This window comes from Thioalkalivibrio sp. K90mix (genome assembly GCF_000025545.1).
In the GTDB taxonomy this organism is placed as follows: Bacteria; Pseudomonadota; Gammaproteobacteria; order Ectothiorhodospirales; family Ectothiorhodospiraceae; genus Thioalkalivibrio.
The window spans coordinates 1,492,686-1,506,122 of record NC_013889.1; the positions used below are offsets into that span (position 1 = coordinate 1,492,686).

The window sequence follows — 13,437 nt, forward strand, 5'->3', positions numbered from 1 at the left end:
CCTACTCTCCTGCCGGCCGCGCAGCCGCGCCGGAGAACTCCGCCCCCCGGACATCATCGTCGGTCCAGCCACGGTCCTGGTCACGACCCGTCACCCACCATTCGTGCACAAACAGCCGAATCGGCCCGAGCACGCGCTCCTCGAAGCGCGATGGCAGCGTATACGGTCCGACCTCCTCGTACTCCAGGAAGGTGGTATCGACATGGGCATTCCGGGTCGGCTCGAAGCCGGTCAGGGTGATGTGCACCCGGTAGAGGCGATCCGTTTCGGGGTGGATCCACATCACCACCTGGTCTTCGTCGGCCTTGCCGAAACCGGGCTGGATCGTGGCCAGCACGCGACGGTAGTCCACGCCACCCTCACGGCGATCTTCCAGCCGCGTCATCGATGTCGCCCGGTGTTTCACGAAGGTCGGCCCATAGTGGAACAGCTTGCCGGCATCGGTCGTCATCGCCGTGGCACGAATCCGGTCCTCGTCTTCGCTGCGTTCGCCGTTGTAGTACACGCGAATCTCGTCACGCTGGCGGATGACCGTCTTGGTGCCCTCCGGCCCCGTGTAATGCACCGCATACAGCTCGTCCGCCGGGCGGTAGCGCTCCTCGCCCTGGCCACGGTACCCACCATCCGCCACCAGCGGCTGCACGCGCTGCACCATTCGCCCCCACTCCCCGTCCGTAGCCTGGTTCAGGTCGCCGTCGTACTCGCGAAGGTCCCCGCCGTGAGCGGCCATGGTCCGGTCGAACAGTTCCTGGGCCGTCATCCCGTCCGCGAAAGCCCGGTCGTCATCAGGATCCGGGAAGGTAGTGGCGCAACCCGCCAGCAGCAGTACAGAAAAAACCAGCAGCGGCGCTACCCATGCGCTCGCACGGTACACCGGCAATGTGGTCTTGTTCTTTTTCTCCATTTCTGCACCCTCGAACTTTCTTTATGTACAGATCTTGTACAATGTATGTACATGGAGTTCAATAGGGCGTCATCAACCAACCGCTCAGGATGTGCCCATGTGTGCAAATGCCACCCGGCTCCCCACCCAGGGGGCACCCCTTGCGGTTTCCCGCGACGACGCCACGGCGATACTCGCGGCCGTCCGCGATGCCGTCGCCTATATCGAATTTGCGCCGAACGGTACGGTGCTCGACGCCAACTCGCACTTCCTCGAGACCGTCGGTCACCCCCGCGAGGATGTGATCGGCCAGCACCATCGGATGTTCTGCGACCCGGCCTATGTTCGCTCCATGGAATACCGGCAGTTCTGGCAGCAGCTGGCTGCGGGCGAGTCCCACGCCGGCACCTTCCCCAGGGTCACGCGAGCTGGCGAAACCATCTGGCTGGAGGCCACCTACTTTCCGGTACGCGATGCCCGGGGCGAGGTGTACAAGGTCGTCAAAATCGCATCGAATGTGACCGGCAAGATGGAGACGCTCCACGACCAGGCAGCCGTATTCGAGGCGCTGGATCGCTCCCAGGCGGTCATTGAGTTCACGCCGGACGGCACCATCCTCAAGGCCAACGACAACTTCCTGCAGGCCGTCGGTTACCCGCTCGAACACATTCAGGGCCAGCACCACCGGATGTTCTGCGACGACGCCTTCTACCGCGAGAACCCGAATTTCTGGCGAGACCTCGCCGGCGGGCGCTTCATGAGCGGCAAATTCCGCCGTTTCAAGTCCTCCGGCGAGGAGATCTGGCTGGAGGCCACCTACAACCCGATCCTCGATGACCAGGGCCGCACCGTGAAGGTCATCAAGTTCGCCACAGACATCACCGCCAGCGTGCACATGGCCGAGCGCACCCGGGAGGCCTCCGCCATCGCCTGCGAAATGGCCCAGAAAACGGCGGATGGCGCGCAACGTGGGGAGGCCTCGCTGGAGGCCAACGCGACCAACTCCGAACAGATCCGCCAGCATGTGGCCGAAACCAAATCGGCGATCGATCGACTCAATGCCGAGGCGCGCAGCATCGAATCAATCATCGAGACCATCCGCAGCGTGGCGGAGACCACCAAGATGCTGTCCCTCAATGCCGCTATCGAGGCCGCGCGTGCCGGCGAGCAAGGGCGCGGCTTTGCCGTGGTGGCACAGGAGGTCCGCAAGCTCGCGTCCGATACACGCGACGCCACCAGTCAGATCGCCGAGGTCATTCATGGCAACCTGCAAGGCACCCAGGCGATCGCCGAGCGTATCGACACTGTGAACAAGGTGGCGGAACAAGGGCGCCAACAGGTCCTGTCGGTACAGCAGATCATGGCCGAAATTCGCGAAGGCGCCAGCCATGTTGTTCAATCGGTTTCCTCGATCCCGCGCATCTGACCCGGCCTGCACGAGGCCACGCACATCCGCCATGCAGAACCATCCGGGCCGCGGGTTGCTCCTGACGGCCGAAGCCCCGCGCGCCATTGAAAGCAGGGGCTCGGCCGCCCGTTGTTATCAGAAACGGGCGTGGGAACGGCGTTGCGGCTCCTTTGTGCAGAATGACTGCACGACAGTCACCGCGCATTAAACGCACGCAAAAGCGACTCGAGCGCGGACACGCGATTCAACCAGCGTGTCCCTGGCGGCCTTGGCGCGAGGCCTCCCACTCCGCGCCGCGTCCCCGAGGCCTCAAACCAGGACACCCGGACCGATCGCTGAGCGGCCAGGGCGTCCCTTTCCTGTTCCTATGAACTACACTCCAGAACAACGGCTTACAACTGCCTATAACGGCCAGGGCGGTTATCGCTGAGGATCCGCGACCGCACCGCCATACTTGCTCTGCCCCGACAGGGCGCAACGCCGGCCAGGAAGGCCAAAGGATGCCTCGCGATGTCCAGGTTCGAGTCGGTACAACCGTTGGCCGCGAATATCCGGTATTCCGACTATCTGGCTCGAACCACGCTTCGCGCCTGGGTCGGGATGTCCTTTTTATCCGCGACGCTGATCATCGTCGCCGGCCTGTTGATCTCCTGGTTAATGCCGTACCTGGCGGGTGGCGCCGACAGCATCGTGCCGCACTTCTACTACGTGCCGATCCTGTTTGCCGCCGCGCGCTTTGGTCCCGGCGCCGCCCTCATCGTGGCACTGGTGGCCGGCGTACTCGCCGGTCCGCTGACCTATGTCGATGTCGCGGCCGCTACCGCACAGGAGACGGAACGCTGGCTGACGCGCACTGCCTTCTTCGTCGGCATCGGGCAATTGATGGCCTGGCTGGTCATTCCCGCGCTGCACCCGGTCACCGAAGAGCTCCGGCGCATGCGCCAGGAGTTCGACATCCGCCGAGGGCTGAAACACAACGAATTCTTTCTGCGCTACCAGCCGATCTATTCGCTCCGCCAGCGCCGTTTTGTCGGGGTCGAGGCGCTGATTCGCTGGCAGCACCCCGCACACGGCGAACTCGCTCCAGCGGACTTTCTCGACGTGGCGGAGGACTCCTCCCTGATCCATGACATCGGCGAACTGGTAATCGCCGAAGGCTGCCGGCAGGCCGAGGAATGGGCGACCCTCGCGCGGGAGCAGGGCCGCGGACCCTGGTACACCGCGATCAATCTCTCCGCCCGGGACCTGGTTCGCCCCGAGCTCGCATACGACGTCGCGTCGGCACTCAATCGCCACCACCTGCCGCCTGAACTGCTAACCATCGAACTCACCGAGAGCGTTCTCGCCCTGGAGGATGCCGAGCCCGCCCTCGAGGCCCTGAAACATCTGGGGGTGCATCTTGCCATCGATGATTTCGGCACTGGGTATTCGTCCCTCGCCTACCTCAACCGCTTCCCGATCGACACGCTTAAACTCGACCGGCAGCTGGTGTCCCGTCTCGGTCATGACCCTTCGGCCGAAGATCTCGCACGAGGCATCGTACTGCTGGCCAGTTCCCTCGGGCTGAAGATGGTCGCCGAGGGCATCGAAACCCTCGAACAGGTCGAGCGCGGCCAGGAACTCGGCTTCGATCTGATTCAGGGGTTCTATTTTGCGCGGCCGCTGACCGCAGACCAGATCCCCTCGCTCCTGATGATCGACAACGTCGATCCGGACCATCCCCCAACGCCGGAGGCAACACGCGCGTAAAAAAACCCGGCGGGCACAGCGGCGCCGCCGGGGTCCTGGGAGATATCGGGCGTAGTACTCCCGGAGGTTACGAACCCTCCGCGATCTCGGCGAATTGCTCACCGAGGTCGCTGTCGTTATCGATCAGGTAGGCAATCTCCTGGTATTCCTCGACGGTCAGCCCTTCATCCTCAATCGCGGCGACCATCTCGTCATTGGCCTCGTCGCGCAGCTCCTGGGCTTCCTCGCCTTCTGCTTCCGCGATGTCATCTGCGTATTCCGCGCGGATGTCCTGGGCGGCTTCCGCGGCGGCCAGAAAGCTTTCCAGGTCGCTCTCACTGACGTCCTCGGCAGACATCTGGGGATCATCGGTCCATTCCTGCTCGAACACATTCGGATCATCCGCCGCCACGATGCCCGTGCCACCCAATGCGAGCCCGAAAGCCAGGGCGATCGAATATGCGGTAGCGGTCTTGTGTCCCATGCTGCGCCTCCTGCTTCATCAGATCGGTTGGATTGCGATAGCCCGTCGCCATGCACGGGCCGTCTGGTCTGAAACGCTGCAGCCTCCGTGCCAACTTGTCCTGAATGCTGCATATCGCGCCCTCATGCGGTTCCCGCACTTGGATGCCTTGACCGAATGGAACTCCATCACATCCAGAAGTGGGTCATTCAGACACATGCATCGCCCCGACCCGTGTCGCTCCGACCCACTCCCCGCCTCGGTCAACACCGACAAGGTCCTTCACCTGCAAAAAAGCCCCAGGCGCAATGCCACGGGGCCCACCGTTCTGCTCGGCGTCAGGTTTAGCTTGGGCCGAAGTACTCCCGCAGAAGTTGCGTCGTGCGCGCGGCCGGGTCCTCGCGAATGCGACGTTCCTCGTCCGCCAGGATGGTAAACAGACCGTCCAGTGCGTGGTCGGTCACATAGCGATCCAGATCCACATCCAGATCGGCCAGGCCGGGGATACGACGGGCCGCATCGCGCAGCGGCTGGTACACCCGGTACACCCCGGCGCCCTCCATGTGCTCGCGGACCACGGGCGCATAGCGCTCGCGCAGATCCGACTCGGACGCACCGCGCAGGTACTGAGTCGCGGCATCATCATCACCGCGCAGTACCGCGTGAACATCGGACGGCTGCATGCCGCGAATCGCGCTCACGAACACCGGGGCTGCCTCCCGTGCAGCCGCCTCGGCGGCCCGGTTCATGCGCCGCTCGAGATCGTCGACCTGGCTGCCCAGCCCGGCGCTGCGCAGCATATCCCCGGCCTGCCGCAACTCCTGTGGCAGACCGATCCGGATGGCCTGGTTGCCCCAGTAGCCGTCTTCCTGCCCCGTACGCTCCACGGTCCGTTCGGTGCCGACTCGCAGGGCCTCGCGGATCGCGTCTTCCGCCCGGTCACCACCACTCCCCTCCCCATTCAGGCCAAAGTCGCGGACATCCAGGCCCGCACAGGCGGAGAGAAAGAACGGCAGAAACAGCAACAACAAAAGCGGCGAATGACGCATGCGGACACTCCGACAAAAATCGTACGGGGCATGATACACATCACGCCTCGCATACCCCGTGCCCCGTTCGCCACATCCGACACCGCGCCAGGCTTGCGATCCACCCCCGCATGCTCAATCGTTAGGGAATATGAACCGCCACCCGCGCCGCCAAAGACTCTCCCGCAAGCGGCTGTACGCCGCCGCCGTCCTGTTCGGCTTGCCGCTTCTCGCGTTCATCGCCTGGGTGACCTGGACGGAACAGCACCCGGAGCAGGAGCGCGAGCTGCGTGTGGAGGTCCAGGACCGCCTGCACGAATGGTTTCCGGAGGTCATGGAACTGCCCGACGAGCTTCGCGGCTTTGTCCCGCGATCCACGGTATTCGATGACAGCGCCCCCCCCGAAGTCGTGATGCTGCACGGGCTCGACGAGCCCGGCGATATCTGGGACACGCTGGCGTCCGCCCTCGATACCGCAGGGATCAACGGCTGGGAGTTTCGCTATCCGAACGACCAGGCGATTGATCACAGCGCCGATCTCCTGGCCGAGTACTGGGAAACGCTGGAGACCGACCAGCCCGTGATCCTGGTGGGGCACAGCATGGGTGGGCTGGTGATCCGGGACTTTGTCACCCGCTGGCGACACCCGGCGGGCGAAGACCCAGGGGTCGAAGGACCACCGATTGTCGGCGTGATCCTGGTCGCCACCCCCAACCAGGGCTCGGACTGGGCACGCCTGCGTGTCTGGCTTGAGGTGCGCGAATGGCTGGCCGACATACGTGAGCAGCGCTTTTCGCTGTTCGCTGGCCTGCGCGACGGCACGGGCGCGGCCAAGATCGATCTGCGGCCCGGCAGCGAGTTTCTGGCGGACCTGAATCAGCGCCCCTGGCCAGAGGACATTCCCGTGCGGATCATCGGCGGCGTGGTACCCGAGCCCACCCCGGCGATGGAAGCCAGCCTGCAGTCCCTGAGCGAGCAGCTCGGTATCGAGGATCTGCCCGAACGCATCGAAGACTGGTGGGAGGGCACCAGCGAAGGACTGGGAGACGGGGTCGTGCCGATCGATGCCCTGTCACTGGAGGGACACCCCGAACCCTTGATCCTGGAGGCCTCCCATCGAGGTCTTCTGGTTCCCGGTCCGCTGACGGAATACCCGCCCGCGATCGAACCGATTCTGCAGACCCTGTTCGACTGGCGGGGCGAGAGCCGGTCTGCCCCTCGCATCACCCCTCAGGATTAACACCTCTTCCGGGCAGGCGTCAGATGCCCAGCTCGCGCAGGACCTTGTCGATACGCGGCACCAGATGCACATGTGGCGAGTCCTTGCGCACCAGCAGACGCATCGAGGTCACATCCAGCACGTTCGAGGAGGCGACCAGTCGATCCAGGGCATTCGCCTCGTCGGGGTAGGCCCGTTTCAGCTCCCGGATCGTGTGCTCCGTCACCTCGCTCATGTTGATCAGTACGTCTCCCTCGCCAGCCGCCAGGCGGCGCAGGTTCTCCGACAGTGTGCCCTCGCGCTGCACGTCCAGGCCCTCCAGGTTGGCCTTGCCCCAGCCATTCCCGGCGTAGTCCAGCACGCGGTAGCCGGCAAAGTCCTCCAGGCGTTCCTTGGCCAGCAACACATCGCGCTCGGGGTGATCCTCACGCACGAAGGCCACCCATTCCGGCTCTGCCAGGGCGACCTCGCTCGCGATCAGATACTCCTCGCGCTCCGGCGTCATGGTGGTAATGATCGCGTCGGCCTTGCCCTCCTTCACCAGGCGCTGCGCCTCTTCCCATTCGTAAGGCTCGTGGCGCAGTGGCACCCACAAGTGGGCAAAGGCCTCCTGCATCAACTGCACGTAGTGACCGACAAAGCGCCCGTCGCGGTTGATGTACCCATACGGCGCCTCGTCTTGATCACCCGCGATATGAAACGCCTCGCGCTCGTCCGCAACCGTCGGCACCGACAACATGCCCAAAACCGCAATACCCGCTAACAGCCGTCCCAACATCGCTCACATCCTCCACACCGCACCGCCCGGCCTCTGAATCAGCCGGAGGCCGGAATCCACTTACTCAAGCCGCGGCGAGATTCACCAGCGGCACCAGGCCAAACCACAGGACATAGGCTAGCGATACCGCCATCAGCCCGTCGATACGTCCGCCGGGTGCCCCGCGCTGCCGCTCGCGCCACAGGAGCCACGTCAGCCACGCCGCATGCGGCACGACGAAATAGGCAATCCCTGCATAGGCCCCCTGAGCCCAACCGGTCAGGTGGAATGCCGCTCCGGCAACCGCCGCCAGAACGGTGAACACCAGCGCCACAACGAGGGCACCACCATTCCCCAGTCGCACCGCCAGGGTACGTTTGGCCACGGCGGCGTCCGCCTCACGATCGGGTATACCGGAAAGCGTAATCGACGGGATGATGGCCAGGAACAGCGGCAGGCTCAGCCACCAGGGCAAGGGGTCCGTCCAGTCCCCCGCGAGAAACACATACCCGCACAGCAACACGCCCAGGCTGTGAGTCAGCGCGACATCCACCTCCCCCAGCCCGCGATAGCTGAGCTTCAGGGGCGGCGCCGTATACCCGATCGCGAGCACCGCCAGCACACCCGTCACCCACAGCATGGGACCGGCATCGCCGGGCGCAACGGCGACCAGTGCGGCAAAAGCCGCCGCGAAGCCCCCCAGCGCCACCGCCGTACCGGCGTTGAGCTCGCGCAGGGACAGCCGCCCCTCCACCAGCACCCGCGACCCGCCGGTAAACGGGCTGTAGAAACGGTTCTGGCGATCGGAGCCGAAATCCACCCGTTCATTGACCAGGACCGTCGCCACCTCGAGCAGGAACAGGCACAGATAGCCCAGCCAGAAAGCCGGATTGCGCAGCACACCACCGTCCGGGGCCGCTGCCAGGGCCCCTGCGGTGTAGGCCACAAAGGTCATCGGGTAGAACTGCAGGCGCAGGGCCTGCAGCCAGCCCCCCAGCTTGAAGGCGGCCTGCTCGCGCAGGCTCTCGCGCCCGTGCTGCAGGCGCAGCCCTTCCTGTCGTGCACGCTCGAGCCACACCTCGCGCTGACGGGCGTCAGCCTCGCGCACCGAGCCCAGCATCAGCGAGCGCACCGGGCGGATGCCGCAAAAGCCCAGGGTAGCCCGCGCCATCGCGTTGATCCCCGGCTGGCGATACAGCAACCGATGGATCAGTACCGGGGTATCCATCGTGGTGATCAGCTGTGCGGATCGGCCCGGCAGCAGTCCCTCGTATCCGGTACCGCCCTCGCAACTGCGAAAGGCGAACTCGGGCGTCATCACCCGATCGAGGAAACCCTTGAGCAGCGCCGGCATGGTGCCCCACCAGGTGGGGAAGACGAATACGAGGTGATCGGCCCAGGCGACCAGTTCGCGCGCTGCGTCCAGGTCGTCTTCCAGCGCCTGCTCATTCGGCGAAGGCGTGTGAACGTGCGGATCGAACTCGAGATTTGCCAGCTCCAGGGAGCGGACTTCCGCCCCGGAGGACCGGGCGCCATCACGGTAGGCCGCGGCCAGCGCGCCGCACAGGCTGTCGGTACGCGGGTGGCCCAGGATCACGAGCACCTTCATGCGCAGTAGCTCCCGGAAAGCGCCTCGCAACCACTACCACCCGGGACGGGGCACGTGGTGCATACCGGGTTGCCTCCCTGCATACTCGAATTCCTCCGAACCCCGTCTCTGACCATGCCCACGATCGAGCACCAGGCCCACATCCGCGCGGACCGACCCGATGTATTCGCCCTGATCACGCGGGTCGAGGAGTTCGTCCATTACAGCGAGGCCATCGAAACCATAGCGCGCGTCGGGGAGGGCCGCTACCGATGGGTCGTCCGCATCGCTGGCATCCCTCTGAATTTCGATGTCGAGATCACAGAATCGGAACCACCGGAGCGCTTTTCCTGGCAATCGCTGACCGGCGTGCAGAATCGCGGCACCTATTACCTGACACCCGCGAGAGACGGGACGACGATTCACTTGCGTCTGGAGTACGAGCTGGACAATCCGCTGCTCGAAGAGACGGTCCGCCAGGCGGCCAAACCGCTGATCCAGACCCTGAGCCGGGAAATCATCGACAACGTGGAGGCGAAGCTGCAGAAGTCACCGCGAAAAACCGCAGACCGGCAGCGTCCACGCCCGGATCATTAGACCCCGGTAGCGGACAGGCTCAACAAATAGCGCTGCTGGTCCGGGCTCTCGATCGCGCCGGGGCGCGCCCCGCGCACGGTTGCGATGGCCTCCTCGGGAGCGAGGCCCTGCTCAATCAGCGTCAAGGCCGCAATCGTCCCCGCGCGGCCAAACCCGCCACCGCAGTGAAAAATCACCCCCTCACCCGCATCCAGCCGCCGGTGCACCTCGGGGCCGACCTCGCCCCATCGCAACTCCCATGGGCGATCCGGGGCCGCCATGTCACCGATCGGCAGGTGCAGCCACGCCATCCCCGCCGCATCCACGGCCTCGCCAAGCTCGGGTACCCCCAGCGCGTCCAGTTCATGCCCCTGGTTCAGCGTGACCACGGCGGTCGCTCCCCAGTCCCGGATCGCTGCCAGATCCGCCTCCAGGTCCCGCTGGCCACCGGGCGCACCCGGCTCGCACTTGCCGGGGCAAAGCGTCATCCCGATCGTTCCGCCCCCGGGCAGGCGAACCGTGCCGATCTCCAGGGAGTGGACGGGATTGTTACTAGTCTGAGTCATCAAGCCTCTCTCAATCGTCCGGCGCCAGGGCCCGTCGTTCCGTTCGCTTGCCCTCGAAGGCCTCGTCTGCGAACCAACGCCGCATCCCCCAATCCTACCGGTATGGACACCCCGTTACTTATCCTTGGCCTCCTGCTGGTCGCCAGCCTGGCCGCATTCTTTACCGGCGTACTGCCCTATCCCATCGGATGGATCATCCTGACCATCGCCTTCATCGCACGCTTGCTCTTTCTGGTCGGCCGATAACATCCTTGCTGAAGCCGCGATGGAGAGCGCCCGCGATGTCTGAAGCCCGCAAGATGCCGGTAGAACTGATCAGTGTGGACGCGGTGGTCGACGCCTCGGACACCCTCGCCCGCCAGGTCCTGGACAGCGGCTTCCGGCCGGACTCGATCGTCGCCATTGCCCGTGGCGGCTTCATGCCAGCGCGATTTCTGTGCGACTTCCTGCAGGTCCACAAACTGCTGAGCCTCAAGGTGGAGCACTACACTTCCGGCGCCCGCAAGAAGCAGGCTGCGGCCGTGACGGTGCCGCTAAGTGGCGAGGTCCGCGGTGAACGCGTCCTGCTAGTGGACGACGTCAACGACAGCGGCGATACCCTGACCGCGGCACGCCCCTACCTGGAGACCTTCAAGCCCGAGGCGGTGCGTACCGCCGTCCTGCACGAAAAGACCACGACCACCTGTCCGGCCGACTTCCGCAGCCACACCGTCCGCGAGTGGCGCTGGCTGCTCTATCCCTGGGCGGTCGTCGAGGACGTCGGCCAGTTCATCCAGCAGATGGACCCACCGCCCAGCCACCGTGTAGAGCTGATCGAACGCCTGCGCCTGAATTACAGCCTGGAACTGCACCCCGCCGAACTCGACCGCGTGATCCGCTACCACAATCTCGAGATCCGCTAGGCCGAACAGCGCAAGAGGGGCCGCGCCGAGGTCTCCTATTTTGCTCAGACCTCCCCGTATTCCTGCCCTCTCGGGCCTACACTTCAGGTCAGTTCAATTGCGTACTGATCGGAGGGCCCATGCGTTTTCGGGACCGTACCGACGCCGGCCGGCGGCTCGCGCAGGCGCTGGACCGCTTCCGTGGCCAGCCCGGCGTGGTGTATGCCCTGCCGCGCGGCGGTGTCCCGCTTGGGGCCGAGGTCGCGCGTCACCTGGACATGCCGCTGGATCTGCTGATCCTGCGCAAGATCGGCCACCCGTTCCACCCCGAATACGCGATCTGCGCGGTTCCGGAACAGGGCGAGCGCGTCTGCAACCGCCGCGAGGAGGAACGCATCGACCCCGAATGGCTGGAACACGCCGAAGCCCGCGCACGTGCCGAGGCCCGGCGACGGCGCGAACTGTACTGCACCACGCCCGCCCCGGACGTCGCCGGCAAACTGGCGATCATCGTCGATGATGGCATTGCCACCGGCCTGACCATGCGCGCAGCCATCCGCGACGCCCGGCTACGCCGCCCCAGCCAGATCGTCGTGGCAATCCCCGTGGCCCCGGCCGATACGGCGGAGCTGCTCGAGGCCGAGGTCGACCACGTGGTGACCCTGGACCGCCCGGTGTACTACCGGGGCTCGGTCGGCTCCTACTACGAATCCTTCGAACAGACCTCGGACGACGAGGTGATCGACCTCCTCGCCACCGCCCACCGCACCCGCAAACCCGATGTCTCGCGCTGAGCAACAGGATGTAACCCTCGCCCTGGACGGGCATCCCCATCAGGGGATCCTCGGCCTGCCCGAGGCGCCCGCCGGGCTGGTCGTGTTCGCGCATGGAAGCGGCAGCAGCCGCCTCAGCCGGCGCAACCATCAGGTGGCCCACGTGCTGCAGGCAGCCAATCTTGCCACGCTGATGTTCGACCTCCTGACCGAGATCGAGGATCGCACCTACGAGAACCGGTTCGACATCCCGCTACTGGCCCGACGGCTCGTACAGGCCTGCGAATGGGCCGCTTCGCAACCCCGACTCGCAGGGCTCCCGATGGGCCTGTTTGGCGCCAGCACCGGGGCGGCGGCCGCATTACAAGCGGCAGGGGCGGCCCCCGATACCATCCGCGCCGTCGTCTCCCGCGGCGGGCGACCGGATCTGGCGGGCGAGGCCCTGCCGCGGGTGGCGTCGCCCACCCTGCTGATTGTCGGGGGCGACGACACCATGGTGATCGAGCTCAACCGTCAGGCGCAGGCCCGTATGCAGGCCACCTGCAGACTCGCGATCATCCCGGGCACCACTCACCTGTTCGAGGAACCGGGCACCCTGGAGCAGGCGGCCGATCTGGCAACGGACTGGTTTACCCGCTGGCTCCGTCCCGACTAGGAAGGGCCGGGTTTTCTTCCAGGAGACTTTTCAGTTGGTCCAGGTCCTTCTCTACCGCGGACCGGTCCGCAACAAACTGTTCGTCGGACATCCCCGGCTGCCGGAAAAGGCTGAACACCAGCTCGCTGCCCTCGCCGTTCGGCAGGACGCGCATGGGGTTGTGAACAATCACGCCCGAGGGAAGCTCGACATCGTGATCCATCACACCGAAATCGTTGGGCGGTGCAAACCGCACCGTCACCCTCCCAGCGGGTCCTTCCACGACCCACGCATCCCCCTGCTGCCGAACGTCCGAGCGGGCGAGCCCTTCGGCCCATAACGGGAGGTTTCTCGGATCGGCGGCAAAGGCATAGACATCCGCGGGAGTGCGCGCGATGGATACGGTCAGGTGCAGTACCTCGGCCATCCTGGGCCCGCGGGCGTCCATTTCACCGGCCCTCAAAGGCTCGAACCAGGGCCGCGATGTCGAACTTCTTCATCTTCAGGAACGCCTGCGTGATCCGCGCCAGCGCCACCGGATCACCAGACTGCATCATCTCGTCCATCACTGTGGGGACGATCTGCCAGGACAGGCCGAACTTGTCCTTCAGCCAGCCGCATTCCACCTCCTGCCCGCCATCGGCCGTCAGCTTGTCCCAGTAGTAGTCGATCTCCTGCTGCGTGTCGCACTTGACCATGAACGAGATCGATTCGTTGAACGGGACCAGCGGGCCCGCGCTGATCGCCTGGAACTCCTGCCCCAGTACGAAGAAGGTGACGACCTCCACCGAGCCAGACGGGGTCCCCTCCAGGGTGACCGAGCTCTCGACCCACGAGTTCTCGAAGACCGAGGCGTAGAACTCGGCCGCCTCTCTGGCCTGGTGGTCGAACCACAGGTGCGGAACGAGTTTCTGCCGAATGGTTGCCATCACG

Annotated in this window: 16 protein-coding genes; 8 read left to right on the plus strand and 8 right to left on the minus strand. The window is 65.2% G+C overall.

Features of this window, described 5'->3' with window-relative positions; all coding sequences use genetic code 11:
- Position 1 precedes the first annotated feature (1 nt).
- Positions 2 to 760 carry a hypothetical protein gene (locus TK90_RS07055; RefSeq protein ID WP_041444337.1) on the minus strand — a complete coding sequence of 253 codons (759 nt, stop codon included), beginning with the start codon at positions 758 to 760 and terminating at the stop codon, positions 2 to 4.
- Positions 761 to 1,001: 241 nt separating this feature from the next.
- Here TK90_RS07055 and TK90_RS07060 point away from each other — a divergent pair, with 241 nt between their 5' ends.
- Together TK90_RS07060 and TK90_RS07065 are read left to right on the plus strand one after the other, a co-directional pair.
- On the plus strand, positions 1,002 to 2,309 hold the full coding sequence (locus tag TK90_RS07060; RefSeq protein ID WP_012982793.1) for a PAS domain-containing methyl-accepting chemotaxis protein: 1,308 nt from the start codon (positions 1,002 to 1,004) through the stop codon (positions 2,307 to 2,309).
- A 492-nt stretch (positions 2,310 to 2,801) separates the two neighbouring features.
- Complete coding sequence (locus TK90_RS07065) at positions 2,802 to 4,040, plus strand: bifunctional diguanylate cyclase/phosphodiesterase (RefSeq protein WP_012982794.1); 1,239 nt, start codon at positions 2,802 to 2,804, stop codon at positions 4,038 to 4,040.
- Between the two features lie 67 nt (positions 4,041 to 4,107).
- Here TK90_RS07065 and TK90_RS07070 read toward each other — a convergent pair whose 3' ends face one another.
- Together TK90_RS07070 and TK90_RS07075 are read right to left on the minus strand one after the other, a co-directional pair.
- Complete coding sequence (locus TK90_RS07070) at positions 4,108 to 4,503, minus strand: DUF4168 domain-containing protein (protein ID WP_012982795.1); 396 nt, start codon at positions 4,501 to 4,503, stop codon at positions 4,108 to 4,110.
- 323 nt (positions 4,504 to 4,826) lie between these two features.
- Positions 4,827 to 5,531 (minus strand): DUF4197 domain-containing protein, encoded by a 705-nt coding sequence (locus tag TK90_RS07075; RefSeq protein ID WP_012982796.1) that lies wholly within the window; start codon positions 5,529 to 5,531, stop codon positions 4,827 to 4,829.
- A 130-nt stretch (positions 5,532 to 5,661) separates the two neighbouring features.
- On the opposite strand from TK90_RS07075, the gene TK90_RS07080 reads away from it, so the two are divergent.
- On the plus strand, positions 5,662 to 6,750 hold the full coding sequence (locus TK90_RS07080) for a triacylglycerol lipase (protein ID WP_012982797.1): 1,089 nt from the start codon (positions 5,662 to 5,664) through the stop codon (positions 6,748 to 6,750).
- Between the two features lie 19 nt (positions 6,751 to 6,769).
- Here the strand turns inward: TK90_RS07080 and TK90_RS07085 are convergent, their stop codons facing one another.
- Together TK90_RS07085 and TK90_RS07090 are read right to left on the minus strand one after the other, a co-directional pair.
- Positions 6,770 to 7,507, minus strand: coding sequence for an ABC transporter substrate-binding protein (locus TK90_RS07085; RefSeq protein WP_012982798.1), 738 nt, complete (start codon positions 7,505 to 7,507; stop codon positions 6,770 to 6,772).
- Between the two features lie 64 nt (positions 7,508 to 7,571).
- Positions 7,572 to 9,095 (minus strand): NAD(P)H-dependent oxidoreductase, encoded by a 1,524-nt coding sequence (locus TK90_RS07090; RefSeq protein ID WP_012982799.1) that lies wholly within the window; start codon positions 9,093 to 9,095, stop codon positions 7,572 to 7,574.
- Between the two features lie 114 nt (positions 9,096 to 9,209).
- Between TK90_RS07090 and TK90_RS07095 the strand changes: the two genes are divergently transcribed.
- The gene (locus TK90_RS07095) at positions 9,210 to 9,671 is read left to right on the plus strand and encodes an SRPBCC family protein (protein WP_012982800.1); all 462 of its coding nucleotides are present in this window, start codon (positions 9,210 to 9,212) and stop codon (positions 9,669 to 9,671) included.
- On the opposite strand, the gene TK90_RS07100 is transcribed toward TK90_RS07095, so the two are convergent.
- Positions 9,668 to 10,216 carry a cyclin-dependent kinase inhibitor 3 family protein gene (locus TK90_RS07100; RefSeq protein WP_012982801.1) on the minus strand — a complete coding sequence of 183 codons (549 nt, stop codon included), beginning with the start codon at positions 10,214 to 10,216 and terminating at the stop codon, positions 9,668 to 9,670. The two genes, TK90_RS07095 and TK90_RS07100, sit on opposite strands and share 4 nt — an antisense overlap.
- Before the next feature lie 102 nt (positions 10,217 to 10,318).
- Between TK90_RS07100 and TK90_RS15250 the strand changes: the two genes are divergently transcribed.
- The 4 genes from TK90_RS15250 (at position 10,319) to TK90_RS07115 (ending at position 12,525) form a co-directional block, all read left to right on the plus strand.
- A complete protein-coding gene (locus tag TK90_RS15250) occupies positions 10,319 to 10,462 on the plus strand; it encodes a hypothetical protein (RefSeq protein WP_012982802.1) in 144 nt (47 codons plus the stop codon).
- A 35-nt stretch (positions 10,463 to 10,497) separates the two neighbouring features.
- On the plus strand, positions 10,498 to 11,118 hold the full coding sequence (locus TK90_RS07105) for a phosphoribosyltransferase (RefSeq protein ID WP_012982803.1): 621 nt from the start codon (positions 10,498 to 10,500) through the stop codon (positions 11,116 to 11,118).
- A 119-nt stretch (positions 11,119 to 11,237) separates the two neighbouring features.
- Entirely contained in the window at positions 11,238 to 11,891 is a 654-nt protein-coding gene (locus tag TK90_RS07110; protein WP_012982804.1) for a phosphoribosyltransferase, read from the plus strand.
- The gene (locus tag TK90_RS07115) at positions 11,878 to 12,525 is read left to right on the plus strand and encodes a dienelactone hydrolase family protein (protein WP_012982805.1); all 648 of its coding nucleotides are present in this window, start codon (positions 11,878 to 11,880) and stop codon (positions 12,523 to 12,525) included. Before TK90_RS07110 ends, TK90_RS07115 begins: the two co-directional genes overlap by 14 nt.
- Here the strand turns inward: TK90_RS07115 and TK90_RS07120 are convergent.
- On the minus strand, positions 12,500 to 12,952 hold the full coding sequence (locus tag TK90_RS07120; protein ID WP_012982806.1) for an SRPBCC family protein: 453 nt from the start codon (positions 12,950 to 12,952) through the stop codon (positions 12,500 to 12,502). The two genes, TK90_RS07115 and TK90_RS07120, sit on opposite strands and share 26 nt — an antisense overlap.
- 1 nt (position 12,953) lies before the next feature.
- Positions 12,954 to 13,433 carry a VOC family protein gene (locus TK90_RS07125; RefSeq protein WP_012982807.1) on the minus strand — a complete coding sequence of 160 codons (480 nt, stop codon included), beginning with the start codon at positions 13,431 to 13,433 and terminating at the stop codon, positions 12,954 to 12,956.
- Between the last annotated feature and the right edge of the window lie 4 nt (positions 13,434 to 13,437).

Coding starts and splice junctions, on each gene's coding strand:
- TK90_RS07090 (WP_012982799.1), bottom strand. CDS start 9,095: ATGAAGGTGCTCGTGATCCTGGGCCACCCGCGTACCGACAGCCTGTGC.
- TK90_RS15250 (WP_012982802.1), top strand. CDS start 10,319: ATGGACACCCCGTTACTTATCCTTGGCCTCCTGCTGGTCGCCAGCCTG.
- TK90_RS07070 (WP_012982795.1), bottom strand. CDS start 4,503: ATGGGACACAAGACCGCTACCGCATATTCGATCGCCCTGGCTTTCGGG.
- TK90_RS07110 (WP_012982804.1), top strand. CDS start 11,238: ATGCGTTTTCGGGACCGTACCGACGCCGGCCGGCGGCTCGCGCAGGCG.
- TK90_RS07060 (WP_012982793.1), top strand. CDS start 1,002: ATGTGTGCAAATGCCACCCGGCTCCCCACCCAGGGGGCACCCCTTGCG.
- TK90_RS07120 (WP_012982806.1), bottom strand. CDS start 12,952: ATGGACGCCCGCGGGCCCAGGATGGCCGAGGTACTGCACCTGACCGTA.
- TK90_RS07075 (WP_012982796.1), bottom strand. CDS start 5,531: ATGCGTCATTCGCCGCTTTTGTTGTTGCTGTTTCTGCCGTTCTTTCTC.
- TK90_RS07080 (WP_012982797.1), top strand. CDS start 5,662: ATGAACCGCCACCCGCGCCGCCAAAGACTCTCCCGCAAGCGGCTGTAC.
- TK90_RS07095 (WP_012982800.1), top strand. CDS start 9,210: ATGCCCACGATCGAGCACCAGGCCCACATCCGCGCGGACCGACCCGAT.
- TK90_RS07055 (WP_041444337.1), bottom strand. CDS start 760: ATGACGGCCCAGGAACTGTTCGACCGGACCATGGCCGCTCACGGCGGG.
- TK90_RS07100 (WP_012982801.1), bottom strand. CDS start 10,216: ATGACTCAGACTAGTAACAATCCCGTCCACTCCCTGGAGATCGGCACG.
- TK90_RS07115 (WP_012982805.1), top strand. CDS start 11,878: ATGTCTCGCGCTGAGCAACAGGATGTAACCCTCGCCCTGGACGGGCAT.
- TK90_RS07105 (WP_012982803.1), top strand. CDS start 10,498: ATGTCTGAAGCCCGCAAGATGCCGGTAGAACTGATCAGTGTGGACGCG.
- TK90_RS07065 (WP_012982794.1), top strand. CDS start 2,802: ATGTCCAGGTTCGAGTCGGTACAACCGTTGGCCGCGAATATCCGGTAT.
- TK90_RS07085 (WP_012982798.1), bottom strand. CDS start 7,507: ATGTTGGGACGGCTGTTAGCGGGTATTGCGGTTTTGGGCATGTTGTCG.
- TK90_RS07125 (WP_012982807.1), bottom strand. CDS start 13,433: ATGGCAACCATTCGGCAGAAACTCGTTCCGCACCTGTGGTTCGACCAC.